The sequence below is a fragment of the Nocardioides sp. CCNWLW239 genome (assembly GCF_037137035.1).
Taxonomy (GTDB): Bacteria; Actinomycetota; Actinomycetes; order Propionibacteriales; family Nocardioidaceae; genus Nocardioides.
On the sequence record NZ_JBBBNW010000004.1, the window covers coordinates 35,847 to 54,982 of the forward strand.

Below are 19,136 nucleotides of genomic sequence, written 5' to 3' on the forward strand. Positions count from 1 at the left end.
ATCGATCTCCATCTGCATCGGCCTGCATCGGCTCATCTACCTTGACGAGTGTCAGACGGTAATCGTTGCATCCAACAGCGGCTCGCCCGGGGTTCCTCCTATGACCAGATCAGGCGACCGTCGCGCCGCCGTCGACGTAGAGGGTCTGACCGGTGATGTAGGAGGCCTCGTCGCTGGCCAGGAAAGCCGCGGCCGCGGCGATGTCGGCGGGCTCGCCGACACGCTTCACCGGGTTGGCGTCGGCGGAGAGCTTGCGGAACTCGTCGACGTCGAGACCGAGGCGAGCGGCGGTCTGGTCGGTCATCTCGGTGGCGATGAACCCCGGCGCGATGGCGTTCACGTTGACGCCGAACGGGCCCAGTTCGAGCGCGAGGGTGCGGGTGAAGCCCTGCACACCGGCCTTCGCCGCGGAGTAGTTGGCCTGGCCGCGGTTGCCGGTGGCCGAGGTGGAGGAGACATTGATGATCTTGCCGTACTTCTGCTTCACGAAGACCGCCTGCGCCGCCTTCGACATCAGGAAGTGGCCCTTGAGGTGGACGTTCATGACCAAGTCCCAGTCGTCCTCGGTCATCTTGAAGAGCAGGTTGTCGCGGGTGATCCCGGCGTTGTTCATCAGGATGTGCAGGCCGCCGAGCTCCTCGACGACGCGGGCGACAGCGGCCTCGGTGTCCTCAGCCTTCGCGACGTTGGCGCCGATGCCGACCGACGTGGCACCGTCCACCAGCGGCAGCTTGGCGGCCGCCTCAGCAGCGGCGGCCTCGTCGAGGTCGATGATCGCGACCGAGGCACCCTCCTCGGCGAAACGCGTGGCGACTCCGAAACCGATCCCGCGCGCTGCACCGGTGATGACTGCGACGCGTCCGTCGAAACGACCCATGACTCAAACTCCTTTGGTTGTGACGAGGCCCACGAACACGTGCGGCCCCCGCCGACTGTAGCGAGGGCCGTACGTGATGTCGCGAGGTGTCTACTGATTGGTAGGTTCTACCGGTTCGCCACCCAGGCGTCGCGCGTGGACACACCCAGGTCGGGGTGGTCGGTGAAGAACGCGTCGACACCGGCGTCGAGGTAGGGCCCGACCTCGCAGGCCAGGTCGCCGATCGCGATCGGGTCGGTGCCGATGCGGCACTCGGCGGGCAGGTTCTTGTTCTCGGCGCGCATGGTCCAGATGACGGTCGGCAGCCCGGCACGCTCGGCACGGTCGGCGAGGTCGGTGGGCTCACCGAGGGTGCCGTCCGCGTCGCGCGGGATGAAGTAGTACTTGTAGGGCGCCACCTGGTCGGCGTACTTCCGGATGCTGCGCAGGCCCTTGTCGGTGACCAGGAAGTCGTTGGTCACCCCGGTCCCGGCGACGACCTGGTCGTACGGAGCCCCGCCGAAGTCGATCAGCTGCACCAGCTGGGTGCCGATCATCCGATTGAGGTCCTTGAGGTTGCTGACCTCGAACGACTGGATCACCGCCGCAGCGCGCTTGCCGCCGAGGCCGTGGCTCTTCAGGCTCTTCACGAGCGGCTCCTCCAGCGAGAGGCCGATGGAGTCGAAGTACGTCGGGTGCTTCGTCTCCGGGGCCACGCCGATCGTACGTCCGGTCTCGGCCTCCTTGGCATCGACCAGGTCGAGCACCTCGTCGAGGGTCGGCACCTGGTAGTGACCGTTGTAGGCGGTGTTGGCAGGGCGGTCGCCCGGGATGCGCTCCACGGCGCGCAGCGTCTTCAGCTCGGCGAGGGTGAAGTCCTCGGTGAACCAGCCGGTCAGCGCCTTGCCGTCGATCGTCTTGGTCGTCTTCCGGTCCGCGAACTCGGGGCGGGTGGCGACATCGGTGGTGCCGGAGATCTCGTTCTCGTGACGGGCGACGAGCACGCCGTCCTTGGTCGAGACCACGTCGGGCTCGATGTAGTCGGCACCCTGCTCGATGGCCAGGTCGTAGGCCGCGAGGGTGTGCTCCGGCCGGTAGCCCGAGGCGCCACGGTGACCGAAGACGATCGGCTCGGCGACCGTGTGCTTGCCCGCCTGGACGGCGGAGGTGGCGGACGTGGCGGTGGCCGCCGTGGAGGCAGGGGTCGAGACCAGGACTGTCCCGGCGGCGAGCGCCGCAGCGGCGGCCACCGTGAGACTACGCAGGCGAGTGGGGTTCGGCGTGTTCATGGCGTGATCACACTAGCCCTGGAAGTCCCTGGGCCCGGTGTGTGGTGAACGCCGCGTGACGATCTGTCGAAGCCCGTCGTCCCGCGATCACGTCCTGCAGCACGTCGGGCTTGTTGGTGATGATCCCGTCGACGCCGCGGTCCAGGACGGCACTCATCGTGGCGGCGTCGTCGACCGTCCAGGAGTGGATCTCCATCCCCAGGGCGTGTACGCGGGCGACGTAGCCGGCGTCGAACGAGCCGTGGTGGGGATTGATCTGGTCGGCCCAGGTGTAGCTGTCCAGGTCGGCGTACGCGGGGGTGCCCAGCAGGCCGACCGGCACCTCGGGCTGGACGCTCTTGTAGGTCTTCATGGACCCGAAGTCGAAGCTCTGCACGACCAGCCGGTTCGCGGCGACCGCGGAACGTACGTAGCCGGGGAAGGCGTCGAACTCGGCCGCGACCTTCTTCTCGATGCCCGGGTAGAGCCCGGGCGACTTGAGCTCCATCAGGATCCCGGACCGCGAGGGCCGCACCTGCTCGACCATCTCCCTCAGCGTGGGCACCGGCTCGCCGGCGTACTCCTCACCGAACCACGATCCGGCGTCCAGGGTCTTGATCTCGGCGAGCGTGAAGTCCTTGACCCGCCATGGCGAGCGGCCGGGGAAGCGCTGCTCGACGTCGGTCGTACGCGACAAGGTCGTGTCGTGCATCAGCACAAGCTCGCCGTCCTCGGTGGCCTGCACGTCCGACTCGATCCAGTCTGCTCCCTGCTCGATGCCCACCCTGAACGCGGCGAGCGTGTTCTCCGGGGCGTACGCGCTCGCCCCGCGGTGCGCGGTCACGGTGATGTGGTCGGCCCGATGGGCCTCGACGGCGTTGACCGCCACCGGGACGAGCATCGTGCCTGCGGCCAGCGCCACGCCGGCCAGGGTTGAGGTGAAGGTCTTGGACGCGACGGACGTCAGCGACATTGCGCACTCCCGGGATCAGTGGACAACAACTGACCCCGAGTGAATCGGCCCTCCCCGACCTCGCCCCGACGACTCGATGGCCGAAGCCGTACGCCTCGGTGAACTCGGCCCGGCTCAGCCCAGCACGGCACGCAGCCGGTCGGCGTACTCCTTCTGCTCGCCGGCGGCGTACTTGTGGCGGGGCCAGAAGAAGCCCTTGAGACCGTCGCCGCGGGTGCGCGGGACGACGTGGAGGTGGAGGTGTGGGACGGACTGGCTGACCACGTTGTTGATCGCGACGAAGCTGCCCTGGGCTCCGAGACCCTCGACGACGGCGGCGGCCAATCGTTGACCGTTCGCGACGAAGCGTCCGTGCAGGTCGGGAGGGAGATCGAGCAACGTCTCGAGGTGCTGCCGGGGCACCATCAGGATGTGCCCCTTCTGCACCGGCCGGTGGTCGAGGAAGGCCAGGAACAGGTCGTCCTCGAAGACCACCTCGGCCTCCAGGTCGCCGGCGACCACGTCGCAGAACACACACGTCACGACACACACCTCACGATTCATCACCCCAGGCCAGCGTCGCGACCACGAGGTCGACGGTCGGCAGGGCCAGGTCGGCGAGATCGGGGTGCGGGAAGGAGTAGATCAGGCGCGACTCGTAGAGCCGGTCGGGCGAGGCGATCCACCGCTCCCCCACCGTGGTCGTCTCGGCCTGCAGCGGATGCCGCACCATCCCGAACGGCGCCGGCCGGCTCAGCGCGACCGCGAGGCCGGACGGGCGCCGCCCGACCCGCTGCAGCCAGTAGGCCAGGAACGCCGCGCCCTGCTCGGCGGCCGCGTCCTTCGCGGCGACCATCCACTGAGCCCACTCGGGCTGCTCGCTCTTGGACCGCTGCACCTTCGGCAGGACCTTGTCGGTCAGGTCGGCGAGCTGATAGTCGCGTACGTCATCGTCGGACATGTCGACGACGTACCACTCCTGCCCCTTCGGCAGCCGCAGGTCGACGTGCGGTTTCGGACCGAGCGCCTTGAGCACGTCCTTGATGCCCGCCCGGAAGCGGTTCGGCCCGGCCGGGTCGAAGGTGACGTACGCGATCTCCTCGAGGTTGGCGGTGAGGAACTCACGCAGGCCGTCGCCGCTGCGCAGCTGGGCCCGGCGGCGGGTGTCGTCGGCGAGGAACGTCTCCAGTGCCTCCTGAGAGGAGAAGAGCATCGCCTCGTACGGTGGCCGGTTGCCGCGGTCCCCCGGGAACACCCGGATCCGGGCCTCGTCGAGCTGGGGAACGACAACCTGACCGCTACGCAGCGCGGCACCGACCGCGTCGGCGTCGGCGTCGGCGAGCGCCACCTCCAGCGCGCGGTTGCGGTAGCCGTCGGGATCCATTCCCCGAGGTTAAACCCCGTTTGCCGCCGCTAATGGCACGACACGGCCTCGGCACCGCACGGCATGATCTGCCGGGCAGCGACCCGGCCGCTGACCGGAGCGTCGAAGTGGTGCAGGTCGCCCGAGCCGTACGTCCACCGCATTCCGTTGTTGCGCATCGCCCGGACGACGCCGTGGCTGGTGCTGCGCCAGGCCACTCGCGGGTGGGAGCGCGAGGGCCACCACCTGTTGGGCACGTAGCCGTCGCGCGACCGGTAAGGGTTCTCCCAGGGGTTGACGTCGAGGGAGCGACCGTAGGAATGCGGCGAGCGCACACCCGGGCGGCCGACGACGTTGCGACAGTTGAAGGCCGAGGTGTTGTCGGCGTCCATGGACGCGTAGTCGTTGCCGCCGCGCAGCGTCTTGGAGTAGCCGAACCGGTCGACGCGATACATCCGTCGGATCGGGTAGCGGCCGGCGTACATCGCGGTCAGGGCGTTCTTCATGCGGCCGACCGAGTCGCGGTGGGCGATGATCTCGCCGCGTCGGCGGTAGCCGGAGTAGTCCCAGTAGTTGATGCGCAGCAGCCGTAGGTTGGCCCGCCCCACCGGGCAGCCGCTGTGCCACGAGACGCCGACCATCGAGCGCCACACCCCGTCGGGGATGGTGGTGACGACGCCGTTGGCACCGCTCCCGGTGGCGCGCGGCTGGACCGGCGGGTTGCGTCTCGGTTTCGGGGCGGCGCTGGGCAGCCGCACCGGGGCCACCGGCGGGACGTTGTCGAGCCGGTAGTAGTTGCTCCACGCCGCGTTCACCCCGACGACGGCACTCGAGTTGGCTCGCCAGATGGTGTCGTAGCGGGGACGTACGCTGACACTGGCGCGGCCCTCGGCGTTGGTCGTCACCGTCGTGTGGAGAGCGTAGCCATCGGCCCCCGCCGTCTTGGTGTAGAGCTTGACCCGGCTGCCAGGGACCGGCCGGCCACCAGGCGTGCGGAGGGTGATCGTGATCGTCGAGCTCCGCTCGTCGACCACCGTCCCGGGGCCGGAGAGCCGTAGGACACCGTCGACCGCCGCCGACGCAGGCACGCTCCACAGGAGCGTGACAACACATGCCAGAACAACCCCGACCCAGGCGAATCTACCCATCCCCATGAACCGAGTGTGGGGTGACCTAGGACACCCCGCCAGTCCAATTCGGTGTATCCGGGCCTGTTCGAGATCTCGCCACCGAGATCTCGAACAGGCCTCCAGTCATGCCGTGGCTGCTGCCCCGAGCCTCGCGGGAGTGTCATCGTCGCAGGTCGCAAAGAAGTTTCCGACCTCGTCGACCATGTGGCTGAACGATTCCGCTGCGAAGAGCACCGGCTGGTAGTGGGTGATGTCGTAGTCGATCGTCGCCATCTGGGCGAAGTCGATCGGGCGCACCTCCACCTCCCGCATCTCCTCGATCTCGCCGTAGGAGGAGAGCAGCCCCGCTCCGTACGCCTTGATCTCGCCGTCCTCGTGGAGCACCCCGAACTCGATGGTGAACCAGAAGACGTCGGCGACGACCTGGAGCGCCTCTCGGGTCTGGACCCGGCGCGCGGCCGCGCCGGCGAGACGCTTGACCTCGGCGACCTGCGGGTCGGCGAGCAGGTTCCCGTGACCGATCACCTCGTGGATGATGTCGGGCTCCGGGGTGTAGAGCGGCACCGCGTGATGACGCAGATACTGCGTCGAGTGGAACTGCCCGTCGGCCAGGCTCCCGTAGAACTCCTCCAGCGGGACGATCCCCGCGGCCGGAACGTATTCGAACCCGGTCAGCGGCTTGAGCCCCGCTGAGACCTCGTCGAGCTGTGGCACCCGATCGGTCGGGAGATTGAGGGCCTCGACCGCGGCGAGATAGTTGCGGCAGGCGTATTTCGCGTGCAGCGGCGCGATCTCGCGGCACACCGTCCGCCAGATCTCGTTCTCCGTCTCGGTGTAGTCGATCCGGGGGACGGTGTCTCCCGGCTTCCAACCCAGCGCCGCGGCAGCGATCTCGCTCCGTCGTGCCCGGTAGTCCTGGTCTGCGAACCCGGGGTGGTTGTCCCCCAGGTGCACCTCGACCTGCCCGTCCTCGCCCACGGTGACGGGCGAGTAGAGCTGTCCTTCCTCGAACATCCTTACCTCCATGTGACGTACGCCTCACCACCCTATCGCGCACGCAAGAGAAGTCATTTCGCCAGGGAGATGAACGACCGGAAGTCTTACGTCGACGGACGTGACGGGCGCCTAGGAGTCTTCGGGCAGGGTCGTCAACATGAGCGCGAACGCCGCCAGCGACTTGCCGTCGACGAGTTCGCCATCACGAATCATCTGCATGACATCGTCGCGCCCGAACCACGCAGATCGCATGTCCTGCTCTTCTGGATCTCGCTGATGAGCGGTCTGCGTAAGATCCGTAGCCAACACGACGGTGCACCGCTGAGTCATCGTGCTCGGCGTGATCTCCACCCGGCCCAGCACGCTCATGCAACCGGCCAGCAGGCCCGCCTCCTCGCGAAGTTCTCGCCCTGCCGTGTCCACGACGTCCGCGTCGACGCTCGCATCGATGTTCCCCGACGGAAACTCCCAGCGGCGCGCAGCCACTGGGTGCCGGTACTGCTCTACCAGGTAGAAGCCTTGGGCATCGACCGGAATCACCAGGACGATGTCACCGCTCTCGACGAGCGTGTAGGTGCCTATCGATCCGTCGTCGCGGCGTACGGTGTCCTCTCGCACCGCAAGCCATCGGTCGGCATAGACCTGCCTGCTTCCAAGCGCGCGCATACCGTGCAGTCTGCCCGGGCGTCGGATCCCAGTGCTTCGGAATGACGGAAGGCGCGAAGGCAACCATGCCGCAGGACGTGAACGAGCCAGCAAGCGGCCACAGAACCGGCCAGAGGTGCCCCGACACGCCGAGATGCCGGCGTGTCGGGGCACCCCTCCGGCCCATCCGTGGCCTCCCGGCGCACAGGTCAACCACGGGCGAGCCAAGGACGTGCCAGGGCGTCCCGCGAGACGAAGCGGCAACACCAGCCGCGCGGCACCAAGGGGGTGCGGGGGATCTCCCCCGCCGCGACGCGGCCGTCTCAGCCACGCGCCCACCTCATGGGGGTGCGGGTGGCGAAGCCCCCGCCTCCGCGCGAAGCGCGGACAAATGACGAGAGCGACGTGGCTCGCGCTTTCCGCGAGCACACGCCGCCCTCGATCGAGTGGAGCTGCGGGGAATCGAACCCCGGTCCTCGAGCGCCGTGCCAGGTCTTCTCCGGGTGCAGTCTGTGGGTGGCGTTCTCTCATCCCCGGGGCTCGACACAGACACGTCCCCGACAGGCTCATCCGACTAGTTGTCCCTCATGCCCCGTCGGCATGTGCATGAGGTGAGTCTCCTAGATGACGCCTGGGTCCGAGCCGGAGACGGATACTCGGTCAGACGCTTCGATCACCGCGTCAGGCGGCGAGAGCGAAGGAACTGCGCTTAGAGTCGGCAGTTATTGGTTTCCAGCGATCGTTTACGAGATGACGCTGGCTCCTCGACCCGCTTCCCCTGGGAGCAACGTCCCAAGTCGAAACCGATCAGCCCCTTTTGAGTTGTCAATGCCTGCAACCAGGCAACGGCACAACACTACAGGGCTCCACGGACATTCCCCACTCGGTTTATCTTCCTCGAGACCCAGGGTAGAATGGTAGACAACGACGATGGTAGAAAGGTGTAAGCATGAGCCTCAACATCAAGAGCGACCGCGTCCACGCGCTCGCCCGCGAGGCCGCACGCATCACCGGCAAGACTCAGACCGGAGTCATCGAGGAGGCACTGGTGACACTCCTTCAGAAGTACGGCGCCGACCCCACAGAGACCGAACGTGAGCGACGTATCGCACGCATGCTCGAGATCGGTGATCGCTGGGCACACCGACCGGACATCGGCTTCTCCGACAGCGTCGTAGAGGTCGAGGATCTCTACGACCCGGAGACCGGGCTGCCCGCATGATCGTCGACTCGTCAGCACTCATCGCCGTGCTCCGCGGCGAACCTGACCGCAAGCTCTACATCGAGAAGCTGGCGGACGGCGGGCGCATGTCCGTCACCAACTGGGTGGAGGCCTCGATCGTCGCCGAGAGCCGCGGGGCCGCCGCCGATCTCGACGCTCTCGTGTCAGAGGCGTCTATCGAACTGGTGCCGGTCTCGATCGAGCAAGCGCGTGCAGCGCGCTCGGCGTATCGGCGCTTCGGCAAGGGCCGCGGCTCCCCAGCCCAACTGAACTTCGGCGACTGCTTCGCTTACGCCCTGACGATCACCGAGGACGACGCACTCCTGTTCAAGGGCGACGACTTCACCCACACTGACGTCATCCCCGCCCTGCCAACGCCGTCGATGCCGTAAGTCCGAAGGCACGACTTCGCTCGTCAGCCCGGCCGCCTTCGGCGGCGGGACTTCCTCGCTCGGCACGAGGGCACGAGCAAGCTCGGCCCTCGGCCTCGCTCGTCAGCCCTTCATGCCCTTGAGCTTGCGGCCGACCTCGACCTCGGCCTCCCGCTTGGCCGTGCGCTCGGCGATGGTGTTGCGCTTGTCCCAGGACTTCTTGCCCTTGGCGACGCCGATCTCGACCTTGGCGCGACCGTTGAGGAAGTAGAGCGCGAGCGGGACGACGGTGAGGCCCTTCTCGGAGACCTTGCGCTCGATCTTGTCGATCTCGGCACGGTGCAGGAGCAGCTTGCGCTTGCGACGGGCGGCGTGGTTGGTCCAGGTGCCGTTGAGGTATTCGGGGATGTGGATCCCGTGGATCCAGGCCTCGCCACGGTCGATGTCGACGAAGCCGTCGACCAGCGACGCGCGCCCCTCACGCAGCGACTTCACCTCGGTGCCCTGCAGGACCATGCCGGCCTCGTAGGTGTCCTCGATGTGATAGTCGTGTCGCGCCTTCTTGTTCTGCGCGATCATCTTGCGCCCCTGCTCCTTCGCCATTCCCCCATTCTCTCAGGCACAGGGTCGTGACCGCGAAACGTTTAGGCGTCGGCCGCGGCGAGTTCAGCCGAGCAGCGGCATCGGGTCGACCGGGGTCCCGTCACGCAGGACCGTGAAGTGCAGGTGGCACCCGGTGGACCAGCCGGTGGTCCCCGCGTACGCCACGGTCTCGCCCCGCCCGACAGAACCCGAACGCTTCGCGTAGCTCGAGATGTGGTTGTAGACGGCCGTGTAGGAGGCCCCGTTGACCTTGCCGAGATACAGGTGCAGGCGGTTTCCCCACACGCTGGAGTAGGAGGTCGAGATGATCTGCCCCGAGTCGATCGCGACCAGCGGGCGCCCGCACGGCGCGTGGAAGTCGGTGCCGTTGTGCAGCGAGACGTAGCCGTAGATCGGGTGCTTGCGGATCCCGTAGGGCGAGGTGACGTAGGTGTCAGCCACCGGCATCGTGAAGAGCCCGCCGACCGATCCGACGTTGCGATCGGACCCGGAACCCGCCGAGGCGAGCGACCGGATCTTGGTACGCAGCGCAGCCTCCTCGGCCTCGAGCTGGCGCAGCTCGGCGGCATCGGCCGCCCTCGCCGCCTCGGCGGATCGTTTCGCGGTCGCCGCCTGATCCGCCAGCGTGGACATCTCGGCATGGGCCGCCGCGGCCTGGTCGCGGAGCGAGTCGACCTCGACGACCAGCTCACCGGCCTTCTTCTCCTTGGCCGCGATCGCGTCGGTGGCCTCCTGCACCTCGCCTTCGCGGACGACCAGCATCGTCTCGGTCGCCTCCATCCGCTGGAGGGTTGCGTCCTGGCCGGCGGATGCCGCGTCGACGTACGTCTGCTGGCGCATCAGGTCTTCGAGGGAGCCTCCGGAGAGCAGCGCCGCGGCCTGCGCGAGCTGCGGGTCTCCCCCGGTGAACCGGGTCAGGATCGCGTCGCGCATCTGTTCGCGCTGCGCCTTCACCTCGGCCTGCCCGTCGGCGAGCTGCCGCTTCGCCTCGGCGAGCAGCTTCTTCTGCTCGGCGAGCTCGGCCTCGAGCGCGGCGTGGGCGGCCTGCGCCTCGACGAGCCGGCCGTTGAGCTCGTCGAGCCGGGTCTGCGCCTGGTCGAGCTTCTTCTGCGCTGCGGCGTACGTCGCCGACGCCTTCCGCAGGCCGGCACTGGAATGCTCGAGCTCCTCCGCGGCGGCCTTCTGGTCCTGCTGGACCTCGCGCTGCTCCTGCTCGAGCCGGTCGCGCTCGTCCGCAGAGGAGGGAAGGGTGGGCGAGAAGAGCACGGCAGCCACCACGGCGCAGCTGAGCGCAGCGGCGAGCGAGCCGGCACGGGGGAAGACGTGCACGGCTCGACCCTAGGTGAGCGCCGTCAGACCTTGATGTATTTGCGGGTGAGCAGGAGTGTCGGGACGAGGGTGAGCAGGATGCCGAGGAGCGCCACGATCGCGAAGGAGCTGAAGAACTCCTCCCAGCCGACCCACTGGGTCACCGCGGTCGAGGAGAGTCGCTGCTCGACACCGAAGTGCATCACCGCTGCCAGCGCGATCCCGGACAGCCCGATGCCGACCAGAGCCACCACGAGCGACTCGAGCAGGAACGGCAGCGCGATGTAGAGGGTCGAGGCACCGACCAGGCGCATGATCCCGATCTCACGACGGCGAGCGAAGGCGGCCAGGCGGATGGTGTTGGCGACCAGCAGCAGCGCCGCGATGATCAGCACGATCGCGCCGACCAGGGCCGCACTCTGCAGCCCGTCGACAGCAGCCAGGATGGGCCCGGTCACCTCGTGGACGTCGCCGACGTGGTCGATCCCGTCCAGGCCGGCGACCGCCTCGATGATCTCGGCGGAGTGGTGCGGGTCGGTCATCGTGACCCAGTAGGACTCCCACATGTCCTCGGCCCTGACCACCGGGTCGGGCCCGCTGACACCTTCGACGTCGAGAGCCTGCAGCCGCTCGTAGGCCTGCTCCTGGCTCTCCTCCTCGACCTTGTCGACGTACCTGTTGTCCTCGAGGGCGTCGGTGATGACCTTCTTCTGGCTGTCGTCGACGGCGCCGGCGCACTGCGGGTTGCGGTCGTTGGCGCCGTTGCACATGTAGAAGGTGATCTGCAGCTCGTCGCCCCAGACCTCCTCGGTCAGCTGGGCCTGCTCACGCAGCAGCAGGCCGACACCGGCCAGGGTGAGCGAGACGAGCAGGGTCAGGGCCACCGCGACGTGCATGGACAGGTTGCGGCGGAGCCCCTGGCGGAGCTCGGTGAATACGTAGCGCAGCTGCATGGCGGGTAGAGGAAACTTTCTCTAGTCGTAGAGCCTGGTCGGGTGAGAGCGTCACTCAGGACTGAAGCCTCAGAATTGGGCTCCGTAGCCGCCCTGGACCTGGTCGCGTACGAGGTGGCCGTGCTCGAGCTCGATGACGCGCTTGCGCATCTGGTCGACCATCTGAACGTCGTGGGTCGCCATCACGATGGTGGTGCCGGACCGGTTGATGCGGTCGAGCAGGCGCATGATGCCGACGGTGTTGCCGGGGTCGAGGTTTCCGGTCGGCTCGTCGGCGATCAGGATCATCGGTCGGTTGATGAAGGCGCGGGCGACAGCCACCCGCTGCTGCTCACCGCCGGAGAGCTCGTCGGGCATCCGGTCGCCCTTGCCGTCGAGGCCGACCAGCTCGAGCGTCTCCGGGACGCGCTGACGGATCTCGCGGTTGGAGTGACCGGTCACCTGCATCGCGAAGGCGACGTTCTCGGCGACGGTCTTGTTGGCCAGGAGGCGGAAGTCCTGGAAGATCGTGCCGACCTGGCGGCGCAGCCGCGGGACCTTCCAGCCGGCCAGCCGGTTGATCTCCTTGCCGGCGACGTAGACCCGGCCCGTGGTCGGCCGCTGCTCACGCAGCATCAGCTTCAGCGCCGTCGACTTCCCCGAGCCGGACTGGCCCACGAGGAAGACGAACTCCCCCTTCTGGATGTCGATCGACAGGCTGTTGAGGGCGGGTCGTGCCTGCCCTGGGTAGGCCTTGCTGACCTTCTCGAAGCGGATCACCGCACCGAGGGTAGTGCAACGGTGGTGGGCTCAGCACTTCGGCTCGGAGATACCTGCCCCTGTACTGTGGCTGGGTGCGCTCTGCAGTCCGGATCCTCATCGGTGCCGTAGTCCTCACCGCGATCGCGGTCGGGGTCGGCGTGCTCACCCTGAAAGACGACGAGCCGGAGACGCCCGAGGTGAAGGGCGACCTGAGCACGGCTGACACCACCACGATGCACGTACGCCGCGGAGCGTTCTGCGAGCGCGTCCCGACCGAGGACGCGACCGAGGCCCTGGGCGGCGCCGCGACCGAGAAGAAGGCCTACAACGACGGTGACCAGACCGTGATCTCGAGCGGCGTCACCGACGTCGCCCAGGAGTACGGATGCATCTGGACCGGCCCGGAGGACTCGGCCACCTCGGCCCGCGCCTGGGTCTTCGCCCCGCCGGTCACCCTGGACTGGGCGACCCAGATGACCAAGAGCGTGCCCAAGGGCTGCAAGGCCGCGTCGAGCCCTGCCTACGGGAAGCCGTCGGTCGCTCTCACCTGTGTCGATGCGAAGAAGCAGCCGACGGTGATCCTGCGCGGCCTCTTCGGTGACGCCTGGCTCTCCTGCCAGCTCACCGGCAAGGCCGGTGAGGCCGCCGCGACGGTCCAGAAGCGCGCCTCCCGCTGGTGCCTGGTGACCGCGACCGCTGCCTCTTCCTGAGACGTACTTGCTCCACCTAAAGTCTAGTGCTTTAATCGACTTAGTCGCTCGGGACGGGTACGCCCCTCATCGAGCGGCGCGCGCCGCCGCGGGCACTGAGTCAGAGCAGAGCCGGCTGGCGATAGCGGGTGGGGTCCTTAGGGATGGGGATCCCACCCGCGACGCGGATAGCGTCGCGTCCAGCGCCCGCGACGCGAGCCAGGAGAGCACGGCGTCGGCGAACTCCTGAGGCCGGTTCCGGTGCACGAAGTGGCCGACGTCGAAGCGAACCAGCTCGGCGTCCGGGATGCGGTGAGCGACCTTCTCGAGGTCTGCCGGCGGGATGTGGCTGTTGCCGCCGCCGGCCACGATCAGCGTCGGCATGGGCAGCAGCTCGAGCTGCTCCCACATCCACGCGTCGTAGGTCGTCGCCTCGACCAGCAGGGAGGCGATGCACTCCCAGTCGTGCGGCATCGGCCTGGCCGCAGGCCCGGGGCGAGGCAGACGGCGCGCCCGCGGCGCGGGCGGCACCACGTCCTCGATGACGAGCCGGGAGACCAGGTCAGGCCGGTGCATCGCCACCAGCAGGGCGACGTTGCCGCCGGTCGAGTGCCCGACGACCACCGCGCCCGAGATCTCCAGCGCGTCCATCGCGACGATGATGTCGTCGGCGATGAGCCGGTGGGAATACTCCGAGGCCCAGTCCGAGTCCCCGTGCCCACGCAGGTCGAAGGCATGGACCCGGTGCCCGGCCGCGAACTGCGGCACGACCTCCTGCCACCTCTTCGCACTGCCTCCGAGCTCGTGCAACAGCACCATCGGCACCCCGTCCTCGGGACCGTAGGCGTCGAAGACGTACGCCGCCCCGCGGCCCGGGAGTGGAAGCCTGGTGCGCGTCCGCGCAACCATCAGGTCAGTTCTGTTCGGCCTTCTCGGCGCCACGGCGCCACCGGATGCCGGCCTCGAGGAACCCGTCGATGTCGCCGTCGAAGACCGCCTGCGGGTTGCCGACCTCGTAGGTCGTCCGCAGGTCCTTGACGATCTGGTAAGGGTTGAGGACGTAGTTGCGCATCTGGTCGCCCCAGGAGGCGGCGACGTCGCCCTTGAGCTCCTTGAGCTGTGCCTCCTCCTCGGCCTTCTTCAGCGCGAGCAGCTTGGCCTTGAGGACGATCATCGCGGCGGCCTTGTTCTGCAGCTGCGACTTCTCGTTCTGGCAGGAGACCACGGTGCCGGTGGGGATGTGGGTCAGCCGGACCGCCGAGTCGGTCGTGTTGACCGACTGACCACCGGGGCCCGAGGAGCGGTAGACGTCGACCTTGATGTCGTTCTCGTCGATCTCGATCTCGTCGGTCTGCTCGAGCACGGGCACGACCTCGACCGCGGCGAAAGAGGTCTGGCGGCGGCCCTGGTTGTCGAACGGGCTGATCCGCACCAGGCGGTGGGTGCCGGCCTCGACGGAGAGAGTGCCGTAGGCGTAGGGAGCGTGGATCGCGAAGGTGGCGGACTTGAGCCCGGCCTCCTCGGCGTAGGAGGTGTCGAAGACCTCGACCGGGTACTTGTTGCGCTCGGCCCAGCGGACGTACATCCGCATCAGCATCTCGGCGAAGTCGGCGGCATCGACGCCACCGGCGCCGGAGCGGATCGTGACCAGGGCCTCGCGGGAGTCGTACTCCCCCGAGAGCAGGGTGCGGATCTCCAGGCTCTCGACGGCCTTCTTGATCCGGCCGAGCTCGGCCTCGGACTCGGCGAGCGTGTCGGCGTCGCCCTCCTCCTGAGCCATCTCGACCATCAGGCCGAGGTCCTCGATGCGGGTGCTGAGCTCGGTGAACTTGTTGAGCTCGCCCTGCAGCAGGGAGAGGCGTCCGGTGACCCGGGTGGCGTTGTCCTGGTCGTCCCAGAGGTCGGGCGCGGCGACCTGCTCGCCGAGGTCGGCGATCTCCTTGCGCATCGCGTCCAGGTCCAGCACCTGGCCGATGGTCTGCATCGTTGCCTGGAGCTGCTTGATCTCGGTGTCGAATTCGGGGCCTGCCACGTCTTACAGGTTACTTGACCAGTGGTTCGCCGCTCGATTCGCCGACCCCACTGCCCCGCCTCATCCCCGCAGTGCTCGGGCGCCGCCTCGGAAATATGCGCTCGCCCTCCGGCATGGGGAACCGGAGGGCGAGCACCAGGGGGATACATGTGGGGGTGAGCCCGCCGAGACGGGCCCCGAGAGATTCTCAGGCAGCGCGATGGGTCGAGCCGGCGAACCAGCCGTCCCAGGCAGCCTCCTCACGAACGGCCGCGCCCGGCTTGGGCGCGTGCAGCATGATCGCCTGGCCGTTCTCCCAGCGCAGGAAGATACCCACGTGGTAGACGGGGCTTCCCCAGAACATCAGGTCGCCGCGCTGGATCTGGTCGTTCGGGACGGTCGGCAGCGCAGCCGCCTGGTCCCGCGAGACCCGGGGCAGCTCGATGCCGGCAGCACCGAAGGCGTACTGCGTCAGGCCGGAGCAGTCGAACGAGCTCGGACCGGTGGCACCCCAGACGTACGGGTCCCCGATCTGCTGCGAGGCGACGCTGATCGCCCGATCGATCTTGCCCTGCTGGCTGGCGGCGTAGGCCTTCGCCTCCGCCTCGGCCTTCTTCTTCGCTTCCGCGGCCTTCTTGGCCGCGATCGCTGCCTTGCGCTTCGCCTCGGCGGCCTTGCGAGCTGCCTCGGCCTTGCGCTGCTGCATCTCGACAGCCCTCTCGAGCTGCTGGATGTCGGTGAGCATCGTGGCCGGGGTGGCCGAGGCCTCCAGCGTCGGAGCCTCCACTACCTTGGCCGACTCGACGGTCTCCTGGGACACCGGAGCCGCGTTCGCGGCGGGCATCGCCACCAGGGCACCGGCGGCGATGCCGCTGGCCAGGGTGATCCGACCGACGAGCTTCCCGTGGCTGCTGATGGATCCTGCGATCGTCCGAGCGATCGAGACGTTCGGCGCTCGGAACGGGCGCGGACTGCCTCGATGGGCAGGACTGGATACGGACTTGGACATGCGTGAGTTCCTTCCCACGCCTGCGAGGTGAGCTGTCGGGTTCGGGCTAGAAGGTTGCCCGGCCATCGATCGATGGCTTCACCCCGAGCGACCGTCCGAGTTAGTCGCGGGAATCTTGGGTCCCCCGCTCCTGTCCCATACGTACTGCTGAGTGTGAGGGGTAAGGGGGTTCAGTAGTTGGGGCCGGCTTCCGGAGGGACAGGATTCGGCGTGAACCGGGGCCGGTCGTGCGTTCTGCACGGCTCAACCAAGGTGACATGACAACTCAAGCGGATCCAATCCGGAAAGTCCGATTCTGGAGCACAATCCGCGTGATCACGCGTGGTTTTGCCCTCGTTTGTGAGTCATCTCACCCACGAACGGCCGTATGACGGCGGGTTGAACGTGGAGTTACTCCCCGGCTTCCAGCCGACTGTGCCTACTCTCCGGCTTCCAGCCGGAACCCGACCCCGCGGACCGCGACGACCTTCTCCTGCACTCCGGCCGCCTCGAGCTTCTGGCGCAGACGTCCGACGGTCACGTCGAGAGTCTTGGTCGAGCCGTACCAGTTCTCGTCCCAGACCTCGGCCATCAGCCGGTCCCGGGAGACGACCTTGTCGCGGGAGGCGGCCAGGACGGCCAGGAGCGCGAACTCCTTGCCGGTCAGCGTCACCTCGCGCTCGCCGGCGTAGACCCGGTGGGCCGCGACGTCGATGCGCAGCGCGTCGTCGTCGGCGCCGGGCTCGACCGGACCCGAGCGACGCAGGAGCGCGCGGACCCGGGCCTGGAGGACAGCCAGCGCGAACGGCTTGGCCAGGTAGTCGTCAGCGCCGGCGTCGAGCCCGACCACCAGGTCGATCTCGGCGTCACGGGCGGTGAGGATCATGATCCCGCCCTCGTAGCCGTTGTCCCGCGCCGCCTTGCAGACCTCGAGCCCGTCCATGTCGGGAAGGCCCAGGTCGAGCAGCACCAGCTCGGCCTCGTAGGGAGGCGCCAGCAGCTCCAGCGCCTTCTTGCCGGAGTCGACCCAGGTGACGTCGTAGCCCTCTCGCTGGAGCGTGCGCACCAGGGGAGCAGCGATGTCCTCTTGGTCTTCTACGACAAGCACGGAGTTCGACATGAAGAGAACAATAGTTACAGCCCCGTAGCGCTTGTGAAGAGATCCCCCCAATCAGATAAGCGCGTGATCACATCGTTAGGTCCGAGCTGGTCGATAGCGAGCGGATCCTCGGCCCCTTCCGCTACCTCGTCCCAGGTGACCGGGGCCGCGACCTTCGGGATCTCCTTGCCTCGCAGCGAGTAGGGACAGATCGTCGTCTTCGAGCCGGAGTTCTGTGACCAGTCCAAGAAAACCTTGCCTGACCTGCGACTCTTCGTCATCGTCGCGGTCACCTTGGTCGGGTTCGCCTTCTGGAGGCTCTCGGCGATCTCCTTGGCCAGCGCTGTCGCGACCTCGGGCTCGACGGGCTCCGGCAGCGCGGCGTACAGATGCAGGCCCTTGCTGCCGCTGAGCACCGGCGTCGCGGAGAGGTCACGGGCACCCAGCGCCTCGCGCACCAGCAGAGCCACCTGGCAGCACTCCTGGAGACCGGCCGGCTCGCCGGGATCGAGGTCGATCACGATCCGGTTCGCGCCCGCGGGGGTGCCGTCCGGGTCGACCGTCCACTGATGGACGTGCAGCTCCAGCGCGGAGAGGTTGGCCGCCCAGGTGAGCGCGGCGAGGCTGTCGAGGATGGGGAAGGTCAGCGTCCCTTCCCTGTGGTCCTCCGTCCGCGATCCGGTGGTCGGGACGGTGACCGTGCGCACCCAGCTCGGTGTGCCTGCCGGTGCGTTCTTCTCGAAGAACGACATGTCACCGATGCCGTGCGGCCACCGGATCCTCGTGACCGCGCGGTCCTGGAGCTGCGGCAGGAGCGCCGGAGCGACCTGGGCGTAGTAGTTGAGCACCTCGCCCTTCGTCATGCCGGTGCGGGGATAGAGCACCTTGCTGAGGCTGGTCAGGGTCAGGACCCTGCCGTCGACCTCGACACGTACCTCTTCTCGTTCGACCATCACAGATCCTTCGGCTCGATGTCCTCGCGGATGCCGATGAAGCTCGGCTGTCGCAGCCTGCCCTTGTAGCTCGACGCCGCGACCGGGCTGCCGTGGGTCTCCACCTCGACGACGAGGAGCGGCTCGACCCAGTGGGTGCCCTTCGCGTCCACGGTCGGCACTCCCCCGTCCGGGTCGACATCCGGGCCGGCGAACGGGCTCCTACCGGTCTCGCGCAGCAGCTCCCCGAGTCGCTGCGCCCGCTTCCCGGTGATGCCGCTGCCGACGCGCCCGCGGTAGATCAGCCCGTCTGGTGTCGGCTGCCCGACGAGCAGTGCGCCCAGACGCTCGGTGCCGCCCGCGGTGCCCACCTCGGGCCGCCAGCCGCCGACGACGAGCGAGGCCCGGTAGCGGTGAGGCAGCTTCACCCACTCCTTGCTCCGCTCACCGGGCCGGTAGCGACTGGTGCGCCGCTTCGACACGATCCCCTCCAGCCCCTGGTCGCGGGTCACGTCGTGGAGCATCCGGCCGTCGTCGTACGTCGGGGGCACCTGCCAGCTCGACAGCTCACCGCTCTCGTAGAGACCCTCCAGGATCTGGCGCCGTTCGGTCCACGGCTTCTCGATGAGCACCTGCCCGTCGAGCCGGAGAAGGTCGAAGACCATGTATGTCGCAGGGATCCGCTCCGCGAACCGCGCCGCCCGGCGGACGTCGCGGTTGTGCATCCGGTCCATCAGCACCCGGAAGTCGGGCAGGCCGGCCTCGTTGAGCGCGATCACCTCACCATCGACGACGATGTCGCGCATCGGACCGGCCGCGATCTCGGGCCAGGCAGGGGTGGCGTCGTTGCCGTTGCGCGTGGCGAGCCGGGTCTGCGTACGTCCTTGCTCCGATTCTCCGACGAGCCGGATGCCGTCCCACTTGACCTCGTGGACCCACTCATCCCCCGGGGGGACGTGGGCGCCGGGCGTGGCGAGCATGGGCCGCATGCGTCCATCTTGCCTCCGCG

General features: G+C 68.1%; 21 protein-coding genes, 1 other RNA gene and 1 riboswitch. Of the genes, 3 read left to right on the forward strand and 19 right to left on the reverse strand.

What is annotated here, in order from left to right; all coding sequences use genetic code 11:
• Positions 1-109 precede the first annotated feature (109 nt).
• The 9 genes from WBG06_RS17155 to ssrA form a co-directional block, all read right to left on the reverse strand.
• Positions 110-877, reverse strand: a complete 768-nt coding sequence (locus WBG06_RS17155; RefSeq protein ID WP_336738136.1) for an SDR family NAD(P)-dependent oxidoreductase — start codon at positions 875-877, stop codon at positions 110-112.
• A 107-nt stretch (positions 878-984) separates the two neighbouring features.
• A complete protein-coding gene (locus WBG06_RS17160) occupies positions 985-2,145 on the reverse strand; it encodes a glycerophosphodiester phosphodiesterase (RefSeq protein ID WP_336738137.1) in 1,161 nt (386 codons plus the stop codon).
• Between the two features lie 7 nt (positions 2,146-2,152).
• Complete coding sequence (locus WBG06_RS17165) at positions 2,153-3,097, reverse strand: glycerophosphodiester phosphodiesterase (RefSeq protein WP_336738138.1); 945 nt, start codon at positions 3,095-3,097, stop codon at positions 2,153-2,155.
• A 114-nt stretch (positions 3,098-3,211) separates the two neighbouring features.
• Positions 3,212-3,619, reverse strand: coding sequence for an HIT family protein (locus WBG06_RS17170; RefSeq protein ID WP_336738139.1), 408 nt, complete (start codon positions 3,617-3,619; stop codon positions 3,212-3,214).
• A gap of 10 nt (positions 3,620-3,629) precedes the next feature.
• A complete protein-coding gene (locus tag WBG06_RS17175; RefSeq protein WP_336738140.1) occupies positions 3,630-4,460 on the reverse strand; it encodes a hypothetical protein in 831 nt (276 codons plus the stop codon).
• 29 nt (positions 4,461-4,489) lie between these two features.
• Positions 4,490-5,527 carry a M15 family metallopeptidase gene (locus WBG06_RS17180; protein WP_336738141.1) on the reverse strand — a complete coding sequence of 346 codons (1,038 nt, stop codon included), beginning with the start codon at positions 5,525-5,527 and terminating at the stop codon, positions 4,490-4,492.
• Positions 5,528-5,692: 165 nt separating this feature from the next.
• Complete coding sequence (locus tag WBG06_RS17185) at positions 5,693-6,583, reverse strand: phenylalanine 4-monooxygenase (protein WP_336738142.1); 891 nt, start codon at positions 6,581-6,583, stop codon at positions 5,693-5,695.
• A 111-nt stretch (positions 6,584-6,694) separates the two neighbouring features.
• Entirely contained in the window at positions 6,695-7,231 is a 537-nt protein-coding gene (locus WBG06_RS17190) for an NUDIX hydrolase (RefSeq protein WP_336738143.1), read from the reverse strand.
• Between the two features lie 423 nt (positions 7,232-7,654).
• Positions 7,655-8,025, reverse strand: a transfer-messenger RNA (tmRNA) gene (gene ssrA / locus WBG06_RS17195).
• A 134-nt stretch (positions 8,026-8,159) separates the two neighbouring features.
• Here ssrA and WBG06_RS17200 point away from each other — a divergent pair.
• Positions 8,160-8,432: a type II toxin-antitoxin system VapB family antitoxin gene (locus WBG06_RS17200; RefSeq protein ID WP_336738144.1), complete on the forward strand. Its 273-nt coding sequence runs from the start codon at positions 8,160-8,162 to the stop codon at positions 8,430-8,432.
• On the forward strand, positions 8,429-8,824 hold the full coding sequence (locus WBG06_RS17205) for a type II toxin-antitoxin system VapC family toxin (RefSeq protein ID WP_336738145.1): 396 nt from the start codon (positions 8,429-8,431) through the stop codon (positions 8,822-8,824). The genes WBG06_RS17200 and WBG06_RS17205 overlap by 4 nt, the downstream gene beginning before the upstream one ends.
• 102 nt (positions 8,825-8,926) lie before the next feature.
• Here WBG06_RS17205 and smpB read toward each other — a convergent pair whose 3' ends face one another.
• From smpB to ftsE, 4 genes are all read right to left on the reverse strand, one after another.
• Complete coding sequence (gene smpB / locus WBG06_RS17210) at positions 8,927-9,406, reverse strand: SsrA-binding protein SmpB (protein ID WP_336738146.1); 480 nt, start codon at positions 9,404-9,406, stop codon at positions 8,927-8,929.
• Positions 9,407-9,469: 63 nt separating this feature from the next.
• A complete protein-coding gene (locus WBG06_RS17215) occupies positions 9,470-10,735 on the reverse strand; it encodes a peptidoglycan DD-metalloendopeptidase family protein (RefSeq protein WP_336738147.1) in 1,266 nt (421 codons plus the stop codon).
• A gap of 23 nt (positions 10,736-10,758) precedes the next feature.
• A complete protein-coding gene (gene ftsX / locus WBG06_RS17220) occupies positions 10,759-11,667 on the reverse strand; it encodes a permease-like cell division protein FtsX (RefSeq protein ID WP_336738148.1) in 909 nt (302 codons plus the stop codon).
• A gap of 69 nt (positions 11,668-11,736) precedes the next feature.
• Positions 11,737-12,426, reverse strand: coding sequence for a cell division ATP-binding protein FtsE (gene ftsE, locus WBG06_RS17225; RefSeq protein WP_045548285.1), 690 nt, complete (start codon positions 12,424-12,426; stop codon positions 11,737-11,739).
• 74 nt (positions 12,427-12,500) lie between these two features.
• On the opposite strand from ftsE, the gene WBG06_RS17230 reads away from it, so the two are divergent.
• Complete coding sequence (locus tag WBG06_RS17230) at positions 12,501-13,118, forward strand: hypothetical protein (RefSeq protein WP_336738149.1); 618 nt, start codon at positions 12,501-12,503, stop codon at positions 13,116-13,118.
• 66 nt (positions 13,119-13,184) lie between these two features.
• Here WBG06_RS17230 and WBG06_RS17235 read toward each other — a convergent pair whose 3' ends face one another.
• From WBG06_RS17235 to WBG06_RS17260, 6 genes are all read right to left on the reverse strand, one after another.
• Complete coding sequence (locus tag WBG06_RS17235; RefSeq protein WP_336738150.1) at positions 13,185-14,006, reverse strand: alpha/beta fold hydrolase; 822 nt, start codon at positions 14,004-14,006, stop codon at positions 13,185-13,187.
• 4 nt (positions 14,007-14,010) lie between these two features.
• Positions 14,011-15,129 carry a peptide chain release factor 2 gene (prfB, locus tag WBG06_RS17240; RefSeq protein ID WP_336738151.1) on the reverse strand — a complete coding sequence of 373 codons (1,119 nt, stop codon included), beginning with the start codon at positions 15,127-15,129 and terminating at the stop codon, positions 14,011-14,013.
• A gap of 187 nt (positions 15,130-15,316) precedes the next feature.
• Complete coding sequence (locus WBG06_RS17245; RefSeq protein ID WP_336738152.1) at positions 15,317-16,117, reverse strand: C40 family peptidase; 801 nt, start codon at positions 16,115-16,117, stop codon at positions 15,317-15,319.
• Positions 16,118-16,119: 2 nt separating this feature from the next.
• A riboswitch (cyclic di-AMP (ydaO/yuaA leader) is annotated at positions 16,120-16,294 on the reverse strand.
• Positions 16,295-16,535: 241 nt separating this feature from the next.
• The gene (locus WBG06_RS17250; RefSeq protein WP_040755281.1) at positions 16,536-17,216 is read right to left on the reverse strand and encodes a response regulator transcription factor; all 681 of its coding nucleotides are present in this window, start codon (positions 17,214-17,216) and stop codon (positions 16,536-16,538) included.
• Between the two features lie 14 nt (positions 17,217-17,230).
• Positions 17,231-18,148: a non-homologous end-joining DNA ligase gene (gene ligD, locus WBG06_RS17255; protein WP_336738153.1), complete on the reverse strand. Its 918-nt coding sequence runs from the start codon at positions 18,146-18,148 to the stop codon at positions 17,231-17,233.
• Entirely contained in the window at positions 18,148-19,116 is a 969-nt protein-coding gene (locus WBG06_RS17260) for an ATP-dependent DNA ligase (protein ID WP_336738154.1), read from the reverse strand. The genes ligD and WBG06_RS17260 overlap by 1 nt, the downstream gene beginning before the upstream one ends.
• Between the last annotated feature and the right edge of the window lie 20 nt (positions 19,117-19,136).